This is a genomic window from Rufibacter sp. DG15C, assembly GCF_001577755.1.
Taxonomy (GTDB): Bacteria; Bacteroidota; Bacteroidia; order Cytophagales; family Hymenobacteraceae; genus Nibribacter.
In genome coordinates, this window is the sequence record NZ_CP010776.1 from 1,054,346 (window position 1) to 1,077,848 (window position 23,503).

At 51.0% G+C, this 23,503-nt stretch carries 19 protein-coding genes; 7 read left to right on the forward strand and 12 right to left on the reverse strand.

The features are described from left to right. Window positions 1-114: 114 nt before the first annotated feature. The 6 genes from TH61_RS04395 to TH61_RS04420 all read right to left on the reverse strand — a co-directional run bounded on the left by TH61_RS04395 (window position 115) and on the right by TH61_RS04420 (window position 8,640). Complete coding sequence (locus TH61_RS04395; RefSeq protein ID WP_066506330.1) at window positions 115-1,902, reverse strand: acyl-CoA dehydrogenase family protein; 1,788 nt, start codon at window positions 1,900-1,902, stop codon at window positions 115-117. Between the two features lie 134 nt (window positions 1,903-2,036). Then, complete coding sequence (locus tag TH61_RS04400) at window positions 2,037-2,333, reverse strand: GIY-YIG nuclease family protein (protein WP_066506333.1); 297 nt, start codon at window positions 2,331-2,333, stop codon at window positions 2,037-2,039. Window positions 2,334-2,449: 116 nt separating this feature from the next. Further along, window positions 2,450-3,628, reverse strand: a complete 1,179-nt coding sequence (locus tag TH61_RS04405) for an acetyl-CoA C-acyltransferase (RefSeq protein WP_066506336.1) — start codon at window positions 3,626-3,628, stop codon at window positions 2,450-2,452. A gap of 139 nt (window positions 3,629-3,767) precedes the next feature. Beyond that, a complete protein-coding gene (locus TH61_RS04410) occupies window positions 3,768-6,170 on the reverse strand; it encodes a 3-hydroxyacyl-CoA dehydrogenase/enoyl-CoA hydratase family protein (RefSeq protein WP_066506338.1) in 2,403 nt (800 codons plus the stop codon). 102 nt (window positions 6,171-6,272) lie between these two features. Continuing rightward, on the reverse strand, window positions 6,273-6,707 hold the full coding sequence (locus tag TH61_RS04415; protein WP_066512521.1) for a MarR family winged helix-turn-helix transcriptional regulator: 435 nt from the start codon (window positions 6,705-6,707) through the stop codon (window positions 6,273-6,275). 166 nt (window positions 6,708-6,873) lie between these two features. Further along, entirely contained in the window at window positions 6,874-8,640 is a 1,767-nt protein-coding gene (locus TH61_RS04420) for a long-chain fatty acid--CoA ligase (RefSeq protein ID WP_066506341.1), read from the reverse strand. 150 nt (window positions 8,641-8,790) lie between these two features. On the opposite strand from TH61_RS04420, the gene TH61_RS04425 reads away from it, so the two are divergent. From TH61_RS04425 to TH61_RS04445, 5 genes are all read left to right on the forward strand, one after another. Next, a complete protein-coding gene (locus TH61_RS04425; protein WP_066506350.1) occupies window positions 8,791-9,939 on the forward strand; it encodes a formimidoylglutamase in 1,149 nt (382 codons plus the stop codon). Window positions 9,940-10,015: 76 nt separating this feature from the next. Beyond that, a complete protein-coding gene (locus TH61_RS04430; RefSeq protein WP_066506352.1) occupies window positions 10,016-10,252 on the forward strand; it encodes a cytochrome b5 domain-containing protein in 237 nt (78 codons plus the stop codon). A 52-nt stretch (window positions 10,253-10,304) separates the two neighbouring features. Further along, complete coding sequence (locus tag TH61_RS04435; RefSeq protein WP_066506354.1) at window positions 10,305-11,156, forward strand: N-acetylglucosamine kinase; 852 nt, start codon at window positions 10,305-10,307, stop codon at window positions 11,154-11,156. Next, the gene (gene murQ, locus TH61_RS04440; RefSeq protein WP_066506355.1) at window positions 11,153-11,959 is read left to right on the forward strand and encodes an N-acetylmuramic acid 6-phosphate etherase; all 807 of its coding nucleotides are present in this window, start codon (window positions 11,153-11,155) and stop codon (window positions 11,957-11,959) included. Before TH61_RS04435 ends, murQ begins: the two co-directional genes overlap by 4 nt. A gap of 153 nt (window positions 11,960-12,112) precedes the next feature. Beyond that, window positions 12,113-12,682: a hypothetical protein gene (locus TH61_RS04445; protein WP_066506357.1), complete on the forward strand. Its 570-nt coding sequence runs from the start codon at window positions 12,113-12,115 to the stop codon at window positions 12,680-12,682. A 111-nt stretch (window positions 12,683-12,793) separates the two neighbouring features. Here TH61_RS04445 and TH61_RS04450 read toward each other — a convergent pair whose 3' ends face one another. The 5 genes from TH61_RS04450 to TH61_RS04470 all read right to left on the reverse strand — a co-directional run bounded on the left by TH61_RS04450 (window position 12,794) and on the right by TH61_RS04470 (window position 18,899). Beyond that, the gene (locus TH61_RS04450) at window positions 12,794-12,991 is read right to left on the reverse strand and encodes a hypothetical protein (protein ID WP_066506359.1); all 198 of its coding nucleotides are present in this window, start codon (window positions 12,989-12,991) and stop codon (window positions 12,794-12,796) included. A gap of 231 nt (window positions 12,992-13,222) precedes the next feature. Continuing rightward, on the reverse strand, window positions 13,223-13,447 hold the full coding sequence (locus TH61_RS04455) for a hypothetical protein (RefSeq protein ID WP_071887904.1): 225 nt from the start codon (window positions 13,445-13,447) through the stop codon (window positions 13,223-13,225). A gap of 78 nt (window positions 13,448-13,525) precedes the next feature. After that, window positions 13,526-14,836: a ribosome biogenesis GTPase Der gene (gene der, locus TH61_RS04460; protein ID WP_066506364.1), complete on the reverse strand. Its 1,311-nt coding sequence runs from the start codon at window positions 14,834-14,836 to the stop codon at window positions 13,526-13,528. Window positions 14,837-15,030: 194 nt separating this feature from the next. Beyond that, on the reverse strand, window positions 15,031-15,921 hold the full coding sequence (gene era / locus TH61_RS04465) for a GTPase Era (protein ID WP_066512522.1): 891 nt from the start codon (window positions 15,919-15,921) through the stop codon (window positions 15,031-15,033). A gap of 170 nt (window positions 15,922-16,091) precedes the next feature. Continuing rightward, entirely contained in the window at window positions 16,092-18,899 is a 2,808-nt protein-coding gene (locus tag TH61_RS04470) for an SMP-30/gluconolactonase/LRE family protein (RefSeq protein ID WP_066506366.1), read from the reverse strand. 178 nt (window positions 18,900-19,077) lie between these two features. Here TH61_RS04470 and hemH point away from each other — a divergent pair, with 178 nt between their 5' ends. Beyond that, window positions 19,078-20,109, forward strand: a complete 1,032-nt coding sequence (hemH, locus tag TH61_RS04475; RefSeq protein WP_066506368.1) for a ferrochelatase — start codon at window positions 19,078-19,080, stop codon at window positions 20,107-20,109. 157 nt (window positions 20,110-20,266) lie between these two features. Here the strand turns inward: hemH and TH61_RS04480 are convergent, their stop codons facing one another. Further along, the gene (locus tag TH61_RS04480) at window positions 20,267-20,848 is read right to left on the reverse strand and encodes a TIGR00730 family Rossman fold protein (RefSeq protein ID WP_066512524.1); all 582 of its coding nucleotides are present in this window, start codon (window positions 20,846-20,848) and stop codon (window positions 20,267-20,269) included. Between the two features lie 356 nt (window positions 20,849-21,204). Here TH61_RS04480 and TH61_RS04485 point away from each other — a divergent pair, with 356 nt between their 5' ends. Next, on the forward strand, window positions 21,205-23,445 hold the full coding sequence (locus tag TH61_RS04485; RefSeq protein WP_066506369.1) for a cation:proton antiporter: 2,241 nt from the start codon (window positions 21,205-21,207) through the stop codon (window positions 23,443-23,445). Window positions 23,446-23,503: the final 58 nt, after the last annotated feature.

Consider the following 23,503-nt stretch of genomic DNA (forward strand, 5'->3'; position numbering starts at 1 on the left):
CCCCGCTACTTGGCGGGGCTTTCTGTTTTTAGGCTGTTTTAGCCAAAACAGGCCAAAAACGCTTGTATTTAAATTCAAGAGAAGTCTTGCGTCTTATGTCTTGAATCCTGTGTCTTAGTACACGTACTCGTTGGCTTTGATCATTTCCGCGGCAATGCGTCTGCGGGCTTCTTTGGTGTTGTATGGATCCAACTTGGTGAAGCGCTTCAAGCCAATCAGCAACAGCTTCTGTTCATCACCCGGTTCGGTCATGGCGGCCAAGGCTTCTTTCCCGGCCTTGTTGATGCGGTCTGCGGCGTCATTGATCACCACGCGGGCCATGTCCAGCTGACGCGAAGTCGCTTCTTCGCCGTTCAGGCTTACCAGTTTCTCTACGCGTAGCAAAGTAGACTCGGCTATGTAAGTTTGAATGGCCATATCGGCTATGTACATCAAGACTTCCTGCTCTTTGTCCAGGGTCATCATGAACTTCTGCACAGCGGTACCAGCGGTTAAAAGAACAGCCTTTTTGAATTTCTCCACGGCTTTCTTCTCTGCGGCAAACAGCGTAGTGTCCTCTTCCCCGAAGTCTGGAATCTCCATCAACTCTTGCTGTACGGCAGCGGCGGGTCCCATCAAATCCAGTTCGCCTTTCATGGCCTTTTTCAAGACCATGTCCACAATGAGCATGCGGTTGATTTCATTGGTACCTTCAAAGATGCGGTTGATGCGGGCATCACGGTACGCGCGGTCCATTGGATAATCTGCAGAGAAGCCGTAACCACCGTAAATCTGCACGCCTTCGTCCACCACGTAATCCAGCACCTCAGAACCGTCCACTTTCAAGATGGCGGCTTCTACGGCAAACTCGCGGGCAGCTTCTAACACGGCCTCGTTGTAGTTTTTACCAGCAGCCAGCAGCTCTTGCTCTTTGTTGTAGATGTCGTTTCCGCAACGGTATATGGCAGACTCTACGGCAAAGATTCTAATGGCCTGCTCTGCTAGTTTATGACGGATGGCGCCAAACTTAGAAATCGGAATCTTGAACTGGATGCGCTCGTTGGCATACTTCACAGACAGTTCGGCTACGCTCTTACATGCGCCCAAACAGGCCGCCGCCAGTTTAATACGCCCAATGTTCAAGATGTTGAAAGCGATTAAGTGGCCTTTGCCAATTTCGCCTAGCACGTTCTCTTTCGGTACTTTGCAGTCCGTTAGGAAGACCTGACGGGTAGATGAGCCCTTGATGCCCATCTTGTGCTCTTCGTTGCCCAGGCTCAGGCCTTCATAGCCTTTCTCCACAATAAAGCCCGTGAACTTGTCGCCATCTACTTGCGCGAACACAATGAATACATCTGCAAAACCGGCGTTAGTAATCCACATTTTCTGACCGTTCAGGATGAAGTTATCACCTTCCACGTCCAGAATGGCTTTGGTTTTGGCGGCCAAGGCATCTGATCCAGAACCAGGCTCCGTCAAACAGTAAGAGGCCGTCCATTCCCCTGACGTCAGTTTGGGGATGTATTTGGCCTTCTGCTCTTCGGTCCCGAAATACAGGATAGGCAGCGTCCCAATACCCGTGTGCGCCGCAAAAGCTACCGGGAACGAGTGCCCCGCTCCTACGGATTCTGTCACCAACAGCGACGAGTTGAAGTCCATGTCCAGCCCACCGTACTGTTCCGGGATAGCCACCCCGAACAAGCCCAGCTCGCCAGCCTTCTTCATGAGGCCTTCTAGCAGCCCTTCCTCGTGGTTGTCCATGCGCTCTACTAAAGGCATTACTTCACTCTGCACAAACTGCTGAGCGGTCTCGGCCATCATGCGTTGCTCCTCAGAGAATTCCTCTGGGATGAAAATATCCTGGGCGCTGGTCTGCTTGATGATGAACTCACCGCCTTTTAGGGTTTTATTAGTAGTTTCCATATTATTAGGTGCTAGATTCTAGTAATTAGATTGTAGACTTTTTCTGTTGAATGACTTGCCAAGCGGCCGTCAAGCTATTTCTTTCTTCACCCTTTCTTTGTCATCCTGAAAGGATCTCGGTGGCAAACTGTAACTCAGTCAGCTATTTTCAGAAAAAGCATCTTTGGGTTCATTGTTTTGATCAAAGCTACTTTTTCCTCCCTGCTCAAGAGCTTCAATTCCTTTTCTGTCTCTATGGCGTGTTGCACATAAGTGAACCGTTCATAGTACAACAGCTTATAGCAGTAGTATTTCCCGGCAAACGTCTCTGGCTTTCCTCTATTTTCTCGGTGCTCAAATAACCTTCGGCTCAAATCATTGGTCATACCCACGTAAAAAATGGTTTTTGTTGGGTTTGACGTGATGTAGACAAAGTAATTACGCTGTTTCATAGCCATTGCCTGACTAGCTTGCCACCGAGATCCTTTCAGGATGACAAAGAAGGGAGGCAGAACTTAGTTGAAACTGTCAGCCATCTTTTTTCTTGCTACCTGATACCTGCTGCGCGCTAGCGCAACAACTCATAAATCCCTGCCACGCCTTGGCCACCGCCTACGCAGGCAGTCACCATTCCGTATTTCTTGTTCTGACGACGAAGCTCATTGAAGAGCTGGACACTCAACTTGGCACCGGAGCAGCCCAGCGGGTGACCTAGGGCGATGGCGCCGCCGTTCGGGTTGACTTTCTCTGGGTCAATACCTAATTCTCTTATGACGGCAATGGACTGGGACGCAAAAGCCTCGTTCAGTTCAAAAAGGTCCACGTCCTGCAAGGTCATGCCGGCGTTTTTCAAGGCCTTCGGAATGGCTTTCACCGGGCCCATGCCCATGATGCGCGGGTCCACGCCTTCGGCGGCATACGACACCAGGCGCGCGATAGGCTCCAGGTTCAGTTCTTTGACCATGCGCTCGCTCATCACAATGGTGAAGGCGGCACCGTCTGAGGTCTGCGATGAGTTACCTGCGGTCACAGAACCATTGGTGGCAAATACCGGGCGCAGCTTGGCTAGTTTCTCTACAGACGTGTCGGCGCGAGGGCCTTCATCTGTGTCTGCCACGTAGGAGCGCGTTTTCTTCTTGCCGTTCTCATCCAGGTAGGTCTCCTCTATGTTGATGGGCACAATCTGGTCCTTGAACCGGCCTTCCTCAATGGCCCTGATGGCTTTCTGGTGCGAGGCGTAGGCAAAAGCGTCCTGGTCTTCACGGCTGACGTTGAAGTCATTGGCCACAGCCTCGGCGGTTAAGCCCATGCTCAGGTAATACTCTGGGTGCTCCTTGGCAATCTTGTAGTTAGGAACGGTTTTCCAGCCTACTACCGGCACCATGCTCATAGACTCGGCGCCGCCGGCAATGATACAGTCAGCCATGCCGGCTTGAATCTTGAAGGCCGCCGTGGCGATGGTCTCAATACCAGAACCGCAGTAGCGGTTCATGATGGCACCGGGCACGTTGATGGGCAGAGACAAGAGGGAAATCATGCGTCCCATCTGCAGGCCTTGCTCGGCCTCGGGCACCGCGTTCCCAACCAAAAGGTCATCCACGCGGGCGGGGTCCAATTGCGGCACCGATGCCAGCAAATGCTTGATTACATCGGCGGCCAAATCATCTGGCCGGGTGAAACGGAATACGCCGCGGGGCGCTTTCCCCACTGCACTTCTGAATCCGGCAACTATATAGGCAGTTTGCATTTTCTTTTCTGTTTGTTGGTAATGTGTTCATTCTTAATGCGCTGGGGGTTTACTTTCCCCTTACCGTTTTTGGCTTCTTTTCATGAAAACAGGCCAAAAACGACTAGCACCTTAATTATTCAACACGTTTCATTCATCATTAATTGCGCAATGGCTTACCCGTAGTCAAGATGCTCTTGATACGCTCCAAGGTCTTGCGCTCGCCGCAGAGGCTCAGGAAAGCTTCGCGCTCCAGGTCTAGCAGGTATTGTTCAGAGACTTCAGACGGCATAGACAAGTCACCACCGCACATCACGTAGGCTAGTTTCTCAGAAATTTTGCGGTCATGGTCAGAGATAAAACCGGCGACCTGCATGGCGTACGCCCCGGTCGTGAACATACCCAATCCACCACGACCCTGCACCTTGATGTTGGTCTTAGGCGTTGGCTTAGTATACCCGGCCTCTGCCAGGGCAATAGCGGCGGCTTTGGCTTCGGCTAATTGCCGGTTGATGTTGAGCGTGATGCCATCCCCGCGGCGCAGGAATTTCAAATCAAAGGCTTCTGCCGCTGAGGTAGAAACTTTGGCTGTACCAATGGTCATGAAGGCGTTGCGAAGCGCGTTGTACTCAGTATCGCCTTCTTCATACTCAGCGGAGGTGCGCAAGGTCAATTCCTTGGTTCCGCCCCCGCCTGGGATTAAGCCCACGCCAAATTCTACCAAGCCAATATAGGACTCAGCGGCGGCCTGCACGTGGTCGGCGTGCAAGCAAAGCTCACAGCCTCCGCCTAGGGTCAAGCCGTGCGGTGCGGCCACCACTGGTATAGCCGAGTAGCGCAAACGCATCATGGCATTCTGGAACTGACGAATCATCAAGTTCAGCTCATCATACTCCTGGTCCAGAGCGTACATGAACACCAGACCTAAGTTAGCACCTGCTGAGAAGTTAGCGGCCTCATTGCCTACCACTAGTCCTCTGAAGTCCTGCTCGGCTAAATCCACGCCTTTCATCAGGCCTTGGATTACCTCAGAGCCCAAGGCATTCATCTTGGTATGGAATTCTACGTTCAGGATGCCGTCGCCTAAGTCAATGATTGACGCTCCGGCGTTTTTCCAAACCACGTTGGTGCCGCGCAAAACATCCAACAGCACGAAGCTCTCGGTGCCCGGAATTACTTTATAGGTCTTAGAAGGAATGTCATAGTACTGCCGCTGGTTGTTCTGGCTGCGGTAGAAGCTCTCATGACCGCCTTCCAGCATCTCATACACCCAGTCGGCGGGTTTGTAACCGGCGGCTTCCATGGCGCTCACGGTCTCACGCACGCCAAAGATGTCCCAAGTCTCAAACGGACCCAGTTCCCATCCGAAACCGGCGCGCATGGCATCGTCAATGCGGTAGAGTTCGTCAGAAATCTCAGGGATGCGGTTGGTCACGTACTGGAACAAGCCATACGACGTCTCCCGGAAGAAATCGCCGGCTTTGTCCTGCACCTGGCTGAAGGCCTTGAGACGCTTGCGCAAATCTTCAATGGGCTTGAGAATCTCCATGCTCTGGAATTTGACCTTCTTTTTAGGGCCGTATTCCATGGTGTTGAGGTCCAGCGTCAGAATCTCGGTGGCGCCTTGCTCGTTTTTGGTTTTCTTGTAGAAGCCTTGCTTGGTCTTGTCGCCTAGCCAGTTCTTCTCCAGCATCTGCTGAATGTAGGCAGGTAGTTGAAACAGGTCGCGCTTCTCATCGGTCTCGCCGGTTTGGTACAAGCCCTGCGCTACTTTGGCTAGCGTGTCCAAACCCACTAGGTCAGAGGTTCTAAACGTAGCCGACTTTGGACGGCCTACCACCGGGCCGGTGAGGCGGTCCACCTCGTCTACGTTCAAGCCCAGTTTCTCCATCACGTGCAACACCTGCATGATGCCGTAGATACCCACGCGGTTGGCAATAAAGGCCGGCGTGTCTTTAGCCAGTACGGTAGTTTTACCCAGGAACAGGTCGCCGTACTTTAACAGGAAGGCCGTGATTTCCGGGTCGGTTTGGTCGGTTGGGATAATCTCCAACAACTTGAGGTAGCGCGGCGGGTTGAAGAAGTGCGTACCGCAGAAGTGCTTCTGGAAATCTTCTGAGCGGCCTTCCAGCATTAAGTGGATGGGAATACCCGAGGTATTGGAGGTGATGAGCGTGCCCGGCTTTCTGAACTGCTCTACCTTCTCAAAGATGGACTGCTTGATTTTGAGGTTCTCCACCACCACTTCAATGGTCCAGTCACATGATGCGATGTCTTTGAGGTCATCATCAAAGTTCCCGGTCTGAATCAAGCGCACGTCCTCTTTCTTGTAAAGGGGAGACGGGTTGGAGGTGACCGCCGTTTGCAGGGCCGTGTTGACAATTCTGTTGCGAACGGGCTTGTTGTCCAGGGTCAGACCTTTGGCCTGTTCCTCGGGTAGCAGTTCGCGGGGCACCATGTCCAGAAGCAGGACCTGCACCCCAATGTTGGCGAAGTGGCAGGCAATGCGGGAACCCATGATTCCGGAGCCCAGGACCGCCACTTTCTTTATAATTCTTTTCATGTTTTATGATTGAGCTTACTACTTATTTACAAAACGATTCTATCCGTTTTCGGCCTCATTTCTGGAAAACAGGCCAAAAACGGAAGGTGTATCTATAGGTGACTAAAAGACTTTCTTGCTTTCAATGAGCTCATTGATTTGGCCAATCACCTGAAAGAAGACCTGCAGCTGACTTTCTGGTATCAACTCGCGCACCTTCTTGTTGAACTGGCGCACGGTAACTCTACTCACTTCGCGCTTCTCTAGACCCAGCTCCGTCAAGAGAATACGCACCGACCGCTTGTCTACCGTGTCTCCCTGCTTATAGATGAGACCTTTCTCTTCCATGCTCTTGAGAATGCGGGTAAGGCTACGTGCCTCCAATCCTAGCAAAGGGGCAATCTTGGTGGCCGGCGTGCCTTTCTCAGGGTCTATGTTTAAAAGCACAAACCCGATGGACGTGGTAATGTCATTCTTGGCCGCCTCTGTATTGTACATACGGGCAATGGCGTGCCAGCATACCTTTATATTATAGTCTACGGTCTCAGATGCCTTCATGGTGCTCATTCAGTAACATACCAAATATAGAAAAATTTGTTATGCTTGCATACTATAATTAATTAATTTTTTCTCCTGGTGCGGCTGGTTTTCTCCTCTTTTACGGAAACCAGGCCAAAAACGAAACCATAAAAAAAGCCCCGCGGTTAGGCGGGGCTTTCAAGTATTAGGCAGTCCGGTAAAGACCTTCTATTAATGGACGGTAGTTGTTGGTGATTACCTTGCGCTTGATGCTTAGCTTAGGGGTCATCTCGCCGGTTTCTACGCTCCAGAGCTTAGGCAAGAGAACAAACTTTTTGATTTTCTCCCACTGGGCCAGCTGCTCATTGAGCCGGTCAATTTCCTTCTGGTATTTCTCCAGAATTTCTGGCTTGGTGATCATCTCCTCATCCTTGGTATAAGGGATGTTGTGGATTTTGCACCAGTCACGGAGGCCTTCAAAAGCCGGCACGATGAGCGCACCCGGGAACTTCTCCCCTTCACCCACTACCATCACCTGCTCAATCACTAAGGATTCTTTCAGTTTGTTCTCAATTAGCTGCGGCGCGATGTACTTACCACCCGAGGTCTTGAACATCTCCTTCTTGCGGTCTGTGATTTTGAGGAACTTGCCTTCCACCAGCTCGCCAATGTCACCGGTATGGAACCAGCCGTCTGGGTCAATTACTTCGGCGGTGAGGTCTGGTCGTTTGTAATAACCAACCATCACGCTCTCAGAACGAGTCAGGATTTCGCCGTCCTCGGCAATTTTCACCTCAACATTATTGATGACCGGGCCTACGGTGCCAATCACGTTGTTTTCTGGCTCATAGCGGTTCACGGCAATTACCGGTGAGGTCTCGGTCAAGCCATAGCCTTCCATGATTCTGATGTTGGCTCCCCAGAACACTCTGGCCAGACGCGGTTGCAAGGCGGCACCACCTGACACGATTACTTTCACGTTGCCGCCCAAAGCCTCCTGCCACTTGGAGAAGATAAGCTTGCGCGCCAGTTTCAATTGCAGGTCATAGAGGATGCCCGGTGAGGTGCGGGTGTCATACTTCTGCCCCAGGGCCAGCGCCCAGAAGAACAGTCCTTTCTTAACGCCCGTCAGCTCAGAGCCTTTGGCTACAATCTTGTCATAGACTTTCTCCAACAGACGCGGCACGGTCACAAAGATGTCGGGCTTTACTTCTTTCAGGTTGTCGCCTACTTTTTCAATGCTTTCGGCGAAGTAAATAGACACGCCTACTGAGAAGTAGATGCAGGACACCATGCGCTCATAGATATGGCACAACGGCAAGAAGCTCAAGGCACGGTGGTCTTTGTTGACTGGCACAAAAGGCTTCACGTTGGTGAAGTTGCTTACCAGGTTGTTATGGCTTAGCATCACCCCTTTAGGCGCTCCCGTGGTACCAGAGGTGTAGATGATGGACAGCAAGTCTGACGGTTGCACGGCGGCTTTGTACGACTCCAGCGTAGCTACGTCTTCGCCTTCGCCCATTTTCAAAAGCTCGGTCCAGTGTTTGGCGCCGGGCACGTGGTCAAAGGTGTAAATCTCTTGGATGCCGGGTATGTCACTGGCGGCTTCTTTTACTTTGTTGTATAAGTCCTCGGTAGAAACCAATATCAGTTTGGTCTCTGAGTCTTTTAAGATGTAGCGATAATCTTCTACCGTGATGGTAGGGTACATGGGCACACTCACCGCGCCGGTCTGCTGAATACCGTAGTCGGCAAACATCCACTCTGGACGGTTCATGGAGATGAGCGCTACTTTGTCATCCTTCTTAATTCCGGATTTGATGAGGGCCAGGCTCAGTTTGTTAGCGGTATCAATCATCTCTTGGGTACTGTACTTCACCCACTCTCCGTTTATCTTGGCGGCCAGGCAGTCCGGTTGCGGAAACTCCTGTACCTGTTGCGTTAGAAGGTCAAAAACGCGGGTCACTTTCATAGGTCGTTTGTCTAGTTGGTTCAGTAATTTATACTAAATTCTTATTAAAAAAAACTTAGGTGCAATTCTAGCTGAAGGCGTTCCTTCTATAAAAAGGCTTCCTTTGGCGTATAATAATTCTCTAAATTTGGTTTTTGGACTACACCCTGCATGAACCTCTCCATCTTTTTTGAGCCCTTACCAGAAGACACCTTCGGCTATCCAACAGACGCCAAGTCAGTGGGCGGCTACATTGCGCCTTTCCTGCACACGTTCCCTGACTGGCGCCAAGCCGAAGTAGTCTTGATTGGATTGCCCGAATACCGCGGCGCCCATTCTCACCAGGACGTGAGCTACCAAGGCCCTAACCTGATACGGGAACAGCTCTATAAACTAAAGAAAGGCACCGGTTCTTGGCTCTTAATGGACTTGGGCAACCTGCTACCAGGCATCTCTCTGGAAGACACCTATCTGCGCCTGAAAGAAGTGATTGAGATGGTAGTGGACGCCGGTAAATTCCCTATCCTTTTAGGCGGTTCGCATGACTTGACGTACGGCCAATTCTTAGGCTATGAGCACCTGCACAAAAAAATAGGCGTGGTTCTAGTAGACAGCCAACTAGATATTGAGGAGAACCCAGACCAGCCCCAGGAAGAAAGTCATCTGCACCGATTGCTGCTGCATGAGCCCAATTACTTGTTCACCTTCAGTCAACTAGGCTACCAGTCTTACCTCACAGACAATGACACGTTGGCGGCGTTAGAAAAACTTCACTTTGAGTTATTTAGAGTAGGCCAGGTACGGCAGCAGATGAAAGAGATGGAACCGGTCATCAGGCAGGCAGACATGCTTAGCTTTGACATTGCCGCCATCCGGCACCAGGACGCGCCCGGCCAGCGCCAGGCCAACCCGTTTGGCTTCACCGGCGAAGAGGCTTGCCAACTCTGCTGGTACGCCGGCCAGAACGACCAACTCAGTTCCTTGGGCTTGTATGGCTACCGTCCCGAGTTTGACCAGCGTTCTTTAACGGCTACTACCGTGGCCACCATGGCCTGGTACGCCATTGAAGGCTTCTATCACCGCCAGCGCACCTTAGATTTTCAGAGCAACCATTTTTTGCGGTTCGCCGTGGGCTTCCATGACAACCCCAACAAGATGCTCTTCTACAAAAACCGCCACACAGAAAAATGGTGGATGCAGGTAGACGATTTATCTGGTCAGCGCTCGCCTTTGATAGTACCCTGCAGCTACCAGGATTACCTCATGGCCGCAGACGGCGAAGTGCCCAACAGATGGATACAAGCGCAAGCAAGGATGTAAGAAAATGAGTTCGTTTTTGGTCTACTTTCTGTAAAACAGGTCAAAAACGAAACTGAAATAAATAGAACCCTCCTCCATGGAACTTCAAGAATACACAAAGTCACAGTTGGCCCTCAGAAACGGACAGGACCGGGACGAGATTTGGGTGGCGTATCTAGGCGTGATTTATGACGTGACCAAGTCCAGGCTGTGGCGCAGGGGCAATCATTATGAACACTGGGCAGGGCAAGACTTGACGGATGAACTCAAGGACGCGCCGCACACAGATTATGTGTTTGACAAGTTTGACGCCGTTGGCGTATTAAAGAAGTAATTTAGGCGGCTTCGGCTCTTTCACCCTTTAAACCCCCCCACAAAAAATATACATGATCATCATAGCAGACAGTGGCTCAACCAAAACCGCCTGGCGTCAAATTTCCTCAGAAGGCGTCATTGCTGATGCCAATACCATGGGCATCAACCCATACTACCAGAACACGCAAGAAATAGCCCAGATGCTGGAGCAGAGCCTTCTGGTGCAGTGGCCCGGCGTAGAACCCAAAGAGATTTATTTCTACGGAGCGGGGTGCAGTGCGCCCGACAAGCAGGCCATGGTAGAGGCTGCTATCAAAGAAGTCTATCCTAACAGCAAGATTGAAGTGCACCATGACTTGGAGGCCGCTGCTAGAGCCTTGTGCGGAGAAGAGGCGGGCATAGCCTGCATCTTGGGCACCGGCTCCAACTCCTGTTTGTATGACGGAAAGGAGATTGTAGAGGCACTTCCCAACCTTGGTTTTATTCTAGGCGATGAGGGCAGCGGCGGCTACATGGGCAAACGCATTGTGCAAGCCTTTCTGAACAATGAGCTACCAGCAGACATCCATGAGGCGTTCCAGAAACGATACAACCTCACCCGGGACGAAGTGGTAGATCATGTCTACCGAAAACCCTACCCCAACCGGTACATGGCTACGTTTGCCAAGTTCCTGTTTGATCACCGGCAGCACCCGTTTGTGTACCAGATGATCTTCCAGAGCTTCGCAGATTTCTTTGAGAAGACCATCATCAAATATCCAGACTACCAACAGTACCCGGTGCACTTTGTGGGCTCCATTGCGTTTTACTTCGGGGACATTTTGCGTAAAGTAGCCCAGCAATACAACGTACGGGTACACCATATTTTAGAGAGTCCCATGGCAGGCTTGAGCCTGTATCACCAACAAAAGATTGTTCTATGAGCACTACAGAAACCGCCTCGCACTACAATCATCTGGAGCAGATGAGCGTGCATGAGCTGCTAACCAATATCAACAAAGAAGACAAGACCGTCCCGCTGTCCGTAGAGAAAGCCATTCCACAGTTGGAGAAGCTGGTGGAAGCCACCGTGGCCAGGATGAAAGAAGGCGGCCGCCTGTTCTACATTGGCGCTGGCACCAGCGGAAGATTGGGCGTAGTAGACGCGTCTGAGTGCCCGCCTACCTTTGGGGTGCCATTTGACATGGTCATTGGCATCATGGCGGGCGGCGACAAAGCCATACGCAAAGCGGTAGAGTTTGCCGAGGACGATGACCAACAAGCCATTCTGGACATGGACGCCTACGGCCTCAATGAGAAAGACGTGGTGGTGGGCATTGCCGCCTCAGGCCGTACGCCCTACGTAATTGGCGGCCTGGAGGCCTGTAATGCGCGCGGCATCACCACGGGTTGTATTGTCTGCAACGCCAACAGCAAGGTAGCGGCTGTGGCCAAGTTCCCGGTGGAAGTGGTGACCGGTCCCGAGTTCCTGACCGGCAGCACTCGCATGAAAGCTGGCACCGCCCAGAAACTAGCCTTGAACATGCTCACCACCTCTACCATGATCCAGTTGGGCCGCGTGAAGGGCAACAAGATGGTAGACATGCAACTCACCAACCACAAACTGGTAGACCGGGGCACACGCATGATTATGGAAGAGCTCAACATCTCAGAAGAAAAAGCCCGCGAACTGCTGGACCTGCACGGCAGCGTGCGCGCCGCCATTGTGGCTGCTCAAAATAACTAAGCCTCCGTTTTTGGCCTGTTTCTCAGAAAACAAGCCAAAAACGGGCAAGAGAGATTCGTCCTATACCATATGGGCGAATCTTTTTTTTATGCTTTTTCTTCACCTTGCAAAAGGTTTCTGCGTTAGCTTTCAAGCATCTTTTTCATATTTGCCATGCATACTATTGAACCCTTTTATAACTGGATAGAAGCCTACTCCGCGTCAGAGGATCCCAAGTCGCCGCTGTACGGGGCAGAGAACAGTGAACTGGAATACATAGACACCATCTACGGCTATTACATCCATCCGCAGTGGGACAACATAGAGTCAGAGACGCTGTTTCTAAAGATTCTGTATGTGGATTATGTAGAGGAATACGCCGTCATTGAGTTTATTGGCGAATGGAACGATGCCATCAACAATGACATCATGACCCTAAAGCGCAACATCATTGACTTGATGGTGGGCGAAGGCATTAGTCATTTCATTCTGGTGGGCGAGAACATCTTTAATTTCCATGGCTCAGATGACGCCTACTATGAAGAATGGTTTGAGGACGTGGAGGACGGCTGGATTGCGGGCATTGGCTTCCAGGATTTTATTCAGCAGGAGATGCAGCAGTTCAACGTAGACTACTACATTAATTTTGGCGGCCCGTTAGACACGCTTCCCTGGCGCACCCTCACGCCGCCGCAACTGTTCAAGGTGGTAGACAGCCTTATTCAAAAACGCTTGGGCATGTAAGGCAACCTGCGCATTTTGTTGAAAGGTGCCACACCATAAAAAGGCTACAAAAAAAGAGAGGCCACCTTGCAGGGTAGCCTCTCTTTTTAGTTTATAACAAATGTTGACTGCTTATTGCGGGTCAACAGTGTCAGCGCTGTCAGACATGTCTTCAGCAGCTTCTTCGGCAGCAGGATTGTCTGCGTCATCAGCGGCATCTTCCATATTCTCAGCGTTTTCTTCGATCTGGTTTTCTTTCTTAGAATCACAAGAAGAAGCGAAAGCAGTCATCCCAACTGCCAAGGCCATCATTAAAAATGTCTTTTTCATAGTTTTATTTTGTTGGTTTAGTATTTCTTATCTCCATTCCCTGCCGCTAATATTCACTAACGCAAAGACGATTTTACGATTTACTAAGTGCTTTTACGCAAGTATGCACAAATGGATATATTTTTTTCTCAACATATAGAAATAATGTCCATTGGCTGTAGTCTGGGCACAAAAAAAAGGCTTGACATCTTAACGTCAAGCCTTTCTATTTATTTGCCTAAGCAAAGCAGCTTACTTTCCTGTTGTAGTGCTTTGCGCCGTAGTGTCTGAGGTAGAAGAAGTAGTATCTGCCACGGCCGCCGCGGTGTCTATAGAAGATGCGGTGGTCTCAGAAATGTCTGTTGCCTCTGTGCTTTCCACAGTCTCTGTGGTAGTAGCCTCTTCTGTTTTCTTAGCATCACAAGAAGCTACAGAAAACAGGCCCGCCACTAATAAGAATGATAAAACTTTCTTCATGGTAATAAAGGGGTTGGTAAGGTTAGGAGTATGCACAAAAATAGAACATTCTCCCTGTTCCTGACCAACCCCCAAAAATTATTTTTTACGGTACAAGATGTTCACCGGAACGCCTTCAAACCCGAAGTTCTCTCTAATTCTTTTCTCCAGCCAGCGCGAGTATTGCTCTTTGATGTACTGCGGCAGGTTACAGAAGAACGCAAACGTGGGCGTGTTGGTAGGCAACTGCGTCACGTACTTGATCTTGATAAACTTGCCTTTGATGGCCGGCGGCGGATAGCGCTCAATCTCGGCTAGCAACACTTCATTAAGCTTAGAGGTAGGAATCTTGGTCTTCTTGTTCTCATACACCTCAATGGCTTTCTCCATGGCTTTGTGTACGCGCTGTTTGGTGAGCACAGAGATGAAGAGGATAGGCGGATACGCAATAGGCGCAATACGTTCCCTGATGGCGTCTTCCAGCATCTTCATGGTGTTGGTTTCTTTCTCCACCAAGTCCCATTTGTTTACCAGGATGATCAAGCCTTTGCGGTTTTTGTCTGCTAAGCCAATGATGTTCAAGTCCTGTGACTCAATACCACGGGTGGCATCCAGCATCACCACTACCACGTCACTTTCCTCCAGGGCTCTGATGGAACGCAGCACTGAGTAGAACTCAATGTCTTCATGCACCTTAGCCTTGCGTCTTAGACCAGCAGTATCTACCAGGATAAACTCTTTGCCATACGCGTTGTAGTGCGAGTGGATGGAGTCACGGGTGGTGCCGGCTATGTCTGTTACTATGTTTCTGTCTTCGCCTAAAAGCAGGTTCACGAACGAGGATTTACCCACGTTTGGTCTACCCACCACGGCAATGCGCGGAATGCCTGCGTCTGGGTTCTCAATGCCTTCTTCTTTGAAGTGCTTTACTACTTCGTCCAGCAACTCACCCGTGCCCGAACCGTTCTGGCTGGAGATAGGGAAAATCTCAGATTCAAAGCCCAAGGCATAGAACTCACCGGCCATGTGGCCTCTGGCGTGCGTGTCTGCTTTGTTGGCTACAATGTAAATGGGTTTGTCTGTGCGTCTCAACACATCCGCGAACTCCTGGTCCAGACCGGTCAAGCCAGCGTCTACGTCTACCATGAACAGAATCACGTCTGCTTCTTTGATAGCCAGTTCTACCTGCTTGCGTATTTCGCCTTCAAAAATATCTTCAGAGCCGTGCACGTATCCACCGGTGTCAATCACGGTGAAGAATTTTTCGCACCAGTCTCCGTAGCCATAGTGACGGTCACGGGTTACGCCGCTCTCGTTGTCCATGATGGCTTTGCGTTCTCCCACTAAACGGTTGAACAAGGTTGATTTACCCACATTTGGGCGTCCTACAATGGCGATGGTATTTGCCATAATCAATAAATAAATGTGCGTTTTTAGCCTCCTTTAGCAGAATCTAGCCAAAAACGCGTGTGATGCTCCCGCGGTATCGCCGTCGTGGCGCCACTAGGAGTACTAGGGTGTTATTTTTGAGATGTTAGTAGTTAGTATCTAGACGCTAGACTTTTCTTCTGTCTAATATTTAGATACTAACATCTAGCGTCTTACTATAAGCTGTTATACCCAAACCGGTCCAGCAAGCGCTTGTCGGCGCGCCAGTTTTCGTTGACGCGTACGTACAGGTCCAGGAACACTTTCTTCCCGAAGAACTCTTCCATGTCCAGACGGGCTTGGGTGCCTACTTTCTTTAAAGCGGCGCCTTTGTCACCTATCACAATGCCCTTTTGGCTTTTGCGCTCTACTGAGATTTCGGCGCGCATTCTAATAATGGTGTCGTCTTCCTTGAACTCCTCAATCACCACTTCGCAACTGTAAGGAATCTCTTTTTTGTAGTTGAGGAAGATTTTCTCCCGTATCATCTCGGCCGCAAAGAAACGCTCGGGCTTGTCGGTTAGTTCATCTTTGGGGTAATAGGGCGGGTGCTCTGGCAACAGGTCCAAAATCTTCTGGAAGACGCCGGGCGTGCCCTGGCTGTGCAACGCCGAGATGGCCAGATATTCCTGGGCGGGCAACTGCTCTTTCCAGTATTCCACCTTGGCGACTACCTCTTCTTGGGTGGCCTGGTCAATCTTGTTGATGAGCAACAGAATAGGCGCTTTGGCTTTGCGCAGACGCTCCACTACTTCGCTCTCATCATGCTTCTCGTAGATGTCCGTGACAAACAGAATCACATCTGCATCTTCTAGGGAGGCATGCACAAACCGCATCATGGACTCATGCAGTTCATACTGGGGTTGGATGATGCCGGGCGTATCTGAGTAAACAATCTGGAAATCGTCACTGTTCAAGATACCCATGATGCGGTGACGGGTGGTTTGGGCTTTGGAGGTGATAATGGAAAGCTTCTCCCCTACCATCACGTTCATCAACGTAGACTTGCCCACGTTGGGCTTGCCTATGATGCTTACAAATCCTGCTTTGTGCGGCTGCTCTGCCATTTTTACCTCGCTTTTTAAATAATCTGCAAAGGTAACGTTTTTTGGGCAGACCTCTAGAAGTAATTGAACCATAGGCCTCTGCCGTTTTTGGCCCCTTTCCTGGAAAACAGGTCAAAAACGGCTGGCGTGTTAAAAAGAAAGCCAGTCTGTTGGGACTGGCTTTCTTGGGTTTAGTTCTTAATGATTCGCTTAACGATGAACTGCTTTTCTGTGAGCAGGTGCACGGTGTAGATACCGGTGGCAAGCTCTTTTAGTTGCAGGTGCAGTTTGCCGGCCTTGGGTTTCTCCTTGGCCTCCATCACCAAAGCGCCTTGAGCATTACGCACCTGCACTTGGTACGTTTGTACCGGCAGAGAGCTTACATCCAGCGTGACTAGTGCCGCAGTTGGGTTAGGATACACCTTCACTGATTCTTGGGCTAATTCTTCCTTAGCCGAAGCCACGCTTCTGGTACCGGTTAGGTTAATCACGTAGGGTGTGCTTCCCCAGGTATTGGTACTGATGGAAAGCTGGGCCTGGTGTGTGCCGCCTGTGGCTGGGTTAAACGTGACGCTAAACGTAGAAGTACCCTTGGCCGCCAGTGAGGCCGGCAGGTTGGTTTCCTGCACGGTATAAGCTGCTGCCTGAGCGCCAGACAAGACTACTTTGGGCGTGCCGGTAAACGTGAGCGAGCTCCAGGTAGAATTATTGAACACCGTGAAGTCTACCGTAGTCGCCGTGCCAGAGAAGGCCCCAAAATTATGCGTCCCGTTTTTCGCAACGGCCGTAGCCCCCTGGCTTACTAGCAACTCTCCAGAGTTTTCAATCCTGGTACCTGTTAGTTGAAGGGTGAAGGTGCTTTTCTGGGGATCATTGGTTTTAAAGGTCACTTGGGCTGTATGCGTGCCTGCTGTGGAAGGATTGAATTTGACCCTGAACGTGGCACTCTCATTGGGAGCCAAAGAAGAAGGAACGCTAAACTGATCTACACTGTAGGAGCCGGCCTGCGCACCTGACAAGACCACAACAGGTGCCCCTAGCAGATTAAGGGTGTTGGTAGCAGATACGTTTTTGATGGTGACTGGGTAGCTGGAAATGAAGCCTGCATAGTTCCCGTAGTTGATGACAGCGTTCTGGGCAACTACCCCTCCGTCCACTTTTACTTGCAATTCGCCGGGGGCACTAGCTTTTAACTGATACACTACATTGGTGCCCATGTCTGTGAGGTACAGGGTGCCTTGTTTATCCAACGCCACGCCATTCACGTTCCCGAGCCAGGCATCATTAAATTTCTTGTACTCTCCGCCAAAGGAATAACTGCCATCTGCCTGAAGAATAAAATGCGCCAGCCTATGGTTGCTGTAGTCAGCTACGTACAGGTCGCCGTTTTCCTTTACGGCTATGCCAGATGGTTTGTACATTCCGCCACCGCTAAAGCCCAAACCGCCAAACTGCGTAACAAAAGTAAAAGTACCGTCTGCGTTGATTTTCAGTTTCTGCACCCGGCTTAGCTCCTTGTCCACCACGTACAGGTGGCCCGTACCGTCTATGGCAATACCAGTGGGCTCAAAGAACCGGCCGTTGATCTGTCCAGAAGTGTTCACGCTACTCAAGAAGACACCGGCCGTGCTGAATTTCTGCACGCGGTTGTTCCAACGGTCAGCCACCCATAGGTTGCCTGCTGCGTCAAAGACCATTCCAGCAGGTTCATCCAACTGACCGTCTCCTTCCCCTTTCGTCCCAAACTTCAGAGCAAAGGCATAGGAGCCGTTAGCGCCAAGCGTGAACTTTTGGATTCTGTTCTGGTCTGCATCTGACACATACACATCACCAGTGGCGGGGTCAACCACAATGCCGTTGGGTCTCTGGAACTGCCCGTCACCGGTGCCATAGCTGCCAAACTGCGTCAAAAGAACACCATTGACGTCAAATTTCTGTACTCGGTGGTTGTAGGCATCGGTGACATACACGTTGTTGCTAGCGTCTGTGGTGACAAAGGCCGGTCCGTTGAAGTTACCAGCAGTGGTGCCGTCCTCTCCCAAGCGGTTTACAAACACGCCCGCATTGGTGAACTTCTGGATTCTGGTATCGCCCACTACTACCAAGGATCCGTCTGGGCCAATGGCTACATCCAAAGGTTGGTTCAAGGCGCCATCGGTGAAGCCCTGTGCGCCCAACTTACTCACATAAGCTCCTGTGGTGTTTACCTGTTGCACCCGGTGGTTGAGTCTTTCGGCTACGAATACATTTCCGGAAGGGTCAATGGCCAGGCCGTTGGGGCTACTGAGTTTGCCATCTTCTGCGCCGTAGCCAGAAAGGAGCGTGCCTAGATAGGAATAGGTACCGTCTGGGTTTAGCTTAAACTTCTGAATGTTCTGGCGGTCATCATCAGAGACATACACTACGCCATCGGAGTCTACTGCCACACCTTCTGGGCTCCAGAATTGGCCGTTACTGTTGCCGTAGCTCCCAAACTTGGCCAGGAACTCACCTGCGGGGCTAAACTTCTGCACACGGTAGCGGGCGTTGTCTACTACGTACACGTTACCAGCCGCATCTACGGCCAAATCGGCTATTTCGCCAAACTGCCCATCCGCCGAGCCCGAGGAACCAAACTTTGCCGTGAAGGTGTAACCGCCGTTGCCGTTAGGGCTAAACTTCTGCACCCGGTAATTGCCTTGGTCACCCACGTAGACATTGCCAGCTGCATCCACGGCAATGCCTTCTGGGTTTGAGAACTGACCGTCATTGTAGCCGTTGGCGCCAAACGTGGTAAGCAACACACCGGCTGGGCTGAACTTCAACACCTGGTCTTTGTACTGGTCCGTCACATAGATATTACCGGCGGCATCTATGGCCACGCTTTGGGGTGCCTGCGTGTTGCCAGAGCCCATCTTATTCTGGACACTAAACTGTAATTGTTGGGCCTGCGCCTGTATATAAAAGACAAGGGCCGCCAATACCAACAAGAAAATTTTCTTGGTAGAGGTTACATTCATAAAACTTTGGAGTCAATAAAGGGTTGTGTAGAACAGTACCTTAAATATATTGAATCTGTGTTATTCTGCCACTGAGCCTCTCCCAAAATTTCTGGTTTCAGTAAGATGACGTATATCATCTAATTGCCTTAAAGGAAGTACCGTTCTATCCGTATCTTTGCATTTCAATTGAACACCTATGAAAAGTGGAGCCTCCTCTGGTAAGACAGGGGTTTTATTAGTCAATCTGGGCACGCCAGACACGCCAAGTGTACCGCACGTGCGTAAATACCTGCGCGAGTTCCTGTTAGACAAGCGCGTGCTGGACATTGCCGCCCCAAGCCGGTTCATGCTGGTAAATGGCGTCATTGCGCCGTTCAGGGCACCCAAGTCTGCTAAAATTTACGCCGAGCTTTGGACCGAGCGCGGCTCTCCCTTGCTATTCCATGGTTTGGACTTGCAGAAGCTGGTGCAGGAGAAACTGGGCAAGAACTACCACGTGGCCTTTGGCATGCGCTACCAGAGCCCTAGCATTGCGGCGGCCTTGCAGGAATTGAAAGACAAAGTGGTGGACCGCATTGTGGTGTTGCCCCTGTTTCCGCAGTACGCCTCTGCCAGCACAGGCTCTGTACAGGAAAAGGTGATGGAACTGGTGAGCAAATGGGAGGTTATTCCAGACATCAAGTTCATTAGTACGTTCTGCAACCATCCGGGCTTTATTCAGGCGTTCACCGAGATTGCCAGCGCCCACATGGCCCAACGCGACTATGACCACGTGGTGTTCAGTTACCACGGTCTGCCCGAGCGCCAGATCTTGAAAGGCAGCACCAAAGGTTATTGCAAGCTGGGCGCCTGCTGCAACACCTATCATTCACATAACCGCTACTGCTACCGGGCGCAGTGTTTTGAGACGTCCAGACAACTGGCGGCGGCTTTGAACATTCCAGAGGACAAGTACACCGTTTCGTTCCAGTCACGACTAGGCAAAGATCCGTGGTTGCAACCCTACACCGACTTTATCCTGAAAGACCTGGCCGCAGCTGGCGTGAAAAACGTACTGGCCTTCAGCCCCGCCTTTGTAGCCGACTGCCTGGAAACCACCATTGAAGTGGGCAAGGAGTTCAAAGAAGAGTTTGAAGCCGCCGGCGGCGAACACTGGCAACTGGTAGAAAGCCTCAACACGCATCCTACTTGGGTACAGGCTGTGGTGGACATGGTCACCGAGGCATAAAAAGACGCTAAATTCTAGATTCATATAAAAGCAGAAGCCCCGATCTAAGTGCCGGGGCTTCTGCTTTTATTGGGGTCTTCGTTTTTGGGTTAATTTCTGGAAAACAGGCCAAAAACGAAGATTCATTGAGCTTATCAAATCTTCGCGCAGCTGCAACTTAAATACGTTTGAAGTCCACCCACTTCTGGGTCATGACCGGGGCATGGTGCAGGAGTTGGTCTAACAAAACTTCGGGTTGGGTTTCTATGATGAGGTTGTCGCGGTGCGCGGGCTTTAAGAAGCCTTCTGACACGCTGTGGCTGAGCATTTGCAGGAACGCATCAAAGTAGCCGTTCACGTTGTAGAGCGCTGCTGGTTTCTGGATGATGCCCAATTGGTTCCAGGTCACAATCTCGCAGAACTCGTCAAATGTCCCGAAGCCGCCGGGCATGGCCACAAACGCGTCTGACTCGGCTGCCATCAGAGCCTTGCGCTCATGCATGGTCTGCACCACGTGCAACTCCGTGAGGCCCATGTGCGCCACCTCCATGTCCACCAAGCTCTGCGGAATCACGCCTACCACTTCGCCGCCGCCGGCCAGGACCGCGTCTGCAATCACGCCCATTAGGCCTACTTTTCCGCCGCCGTATACCAGCTTTATTCCTTTCTGCGCGAACATTGTTCCTAAGGTGTGGGCGGCTTCTTGGTAAACAGGATTATGGCCACTGCTGGCGCCGCAAAATATGGCTATGCTTTTCATGATGGACAAACGTTAGATATGGTCACAAAAATAGGAAAGGTTCTTTACCTGAGTCCAAGAACCACATTGTCTTTTTGTAAACTTTCACCAGTGACACCTTCACAAAGCATGCTTCGGCCACACATCTTTCCAGAAAAGAAATTGCTTATCTAACTGCCTCTAAAACAGATGCCACCTTTCCCGATTTCGGCTTAGTTTCTGGGAAACAGGCTAAAAACGACCAATTCTCCCTGCCCCCGATTCAAAGGCTGCCCGTGCACAGTATTTACACCTACGCGTTTATTCCGTATGTAAAAAGGAGCCCCTTTCCTCTGTAGCAGACTTGTAGAATTATTTTGTGCCCTTGCTTGACGTAGATGGAAGACCTTGCGGCAACTCACCTCCCAGCGCTCATCACAGACTTGGCCTTTATTCTGGGCACAGCCGGCATTACTACGCTCATTTTCAAGAAACTGAAACAACCGTTGGTGCTGGGCTATATTTTGGCTGGATTGCTGGTGGGCCCAAATTTCACCTTTCTGCCTTCCATCACAGACGGCAAGACCATTAGGGTCTGGGGAGAGATTGGCGTTATTTTTCTGCTGTTCAACCTGGGGTTGGAATTCAGTTTCAAGAAGCTGGCCAAGGTGGGCGGCACGGCCTCCATTACCGCCATTACTGAGTTGTTAGGCATGATGATCCTGGGCTTTGCCACCGGCCAACTGTTGGAATGGGACACCATCAACAGCATGTTTCTGGGCGGCATCATGGCCATCTCCTCTACCACCATCATCTTGCGGGCCTTTGACGAGTTAGGCGTGAAAACGCAGAAGTTCACGGGCGTGGTGTTTGGCGTGTTGATTGTGGAAGACCTGGTGGCCATTTTACTGTTGGTGTTACTGTCTACCGTGGCCGTGAGCCAGCAGTTTGGCGGCGAGGCCCTGCTCATGGCCATGCTCAAACTGGCCTTCTTCTTGTCTATCTGGTTTCTGGGCGGCATTTACCTGGTGCCTTCTTTTCTACGCAAGGCCAGCAAACTCATGAACGCCGAGACCTTGCTCATCATTTCGGTGGCTTTGTGTCTGCTCATGGTGGTGTTGGCCTCTGAGGCTGGCTTCTCGCCGGCGTTGGGCGCGTTCATCATGGGCTCCATTCTGGCTGAGACGGTGTTTAGTGAAAAAATTGAGCACCTGACTAAATCTGTGAAGGATCTCTTTGGGGCGGTGTTCTTTGTGTCTGTGGGCATGCTCATTAATTTGGCCACTCTGGCAGACTACATAGGCCCTATACTCCTGATTTCTGGCATGCTCATTCTAGGCAAATGCACGTTTAGCACGGTGGGCGCCTTAATTTCTGGACAACCGCTCAAGCAAGCTATCCAAGTGGGGCTCAGCCTGACGCAGATTGGGGAGTTCTCCTTTATCATTGCCACCTTGGGCGTCACGTTGGGCGTCACCAGCCATTACCTCTACCCAATTGCGGTGGCAGTGTCTGCCTTGACTACGTTTACCACGCCGTTTCTGATTAGATCAGCAGAGCCGCTCGCCAACTTTCTGGACCAGAAGCTCCCCCATCACTGGCGAACCAGAATTAACAACTACAGCACCAGCGCGCAGGCAATCAGCAACGCCACAGACTGGCAGTTGGTCTTACGGTCCTTCGCGCAGATCATTGTCACCAATTCTGTGATTCTGATAGGCATGATCCTTATCAACACGCAGTACCTGGGACCGTTGCTGACGGTGACTATCGCTAATCCCTTATGGGGAAATCTGCTCACGGTTTTTATAGCGCTGGTCCTCATGTCGCCGTTCATCTATGCCCTTTCCATTAGACGCATAAGAACCAGGGCATACTCCCGGCTTTGGCGCGACAAGAAGTATACCCGTGGGCCGTTGTTGGTTTTGGAAATTGCGCGCATCTTGCTGGCGCTCGTGTTTGTGGGTCTACTGCTGGATCAGCTCTTCTCCTTACAAGTGGCGCTTATCATAGCGGCCGTTCTCATTGGTATTATTTTCCCCATGCTCACGCAGCGGTTGCGCAAGACCTATGACCGCATTGAGCGCCGCTTCTTGACCAACCTCCATGCCCGTGAACTAGAGAATGAATCGCCGGTGAAGAAGATCCTGCCTTGGGATGCCCACTTGGCAGAGTTTAGGGTAAGCCCCGAGTCGTATTTTGCCGGCAGAACGTTGATTGACTTGGCCCTGCGTGAACGGTTTGGCATTAACATAGCCCGCATAGAGCGCGGCAGAACCATCATTCCCGTTCCGCGCGGCACCGAGTACCTGTACCCCATGGACCGCATCACGGTGATTGGCACAGATGAGCAACTAGCCGAGTTCAAGCCGCACGTGGAGATTGAGGCCCCGGAAATGGACATGACCTTTGACCAGCCAGACATCTCCCTGCGGCAGTTGACGGTAGACAAGAAATTCCCCTTCCTGCAGCAAAGCATTCGGGACTCGGGCATCCGTGAAAAGACCAATGGCCTGGTGGTGGGCATTGAGCGCCACGGCGAACGCATCTTAAACCCAGAACCCAACACCATCTTTGAGCCCGATGATATTGTCTGGCTAGCCGGTGATACGCGGTTGATTAAATCTATTGACAGTTAAAATCACAGCAGCGCTATTATTTTAGAATGACGTTTTTGGCCCGTTTTACAGAAAATAG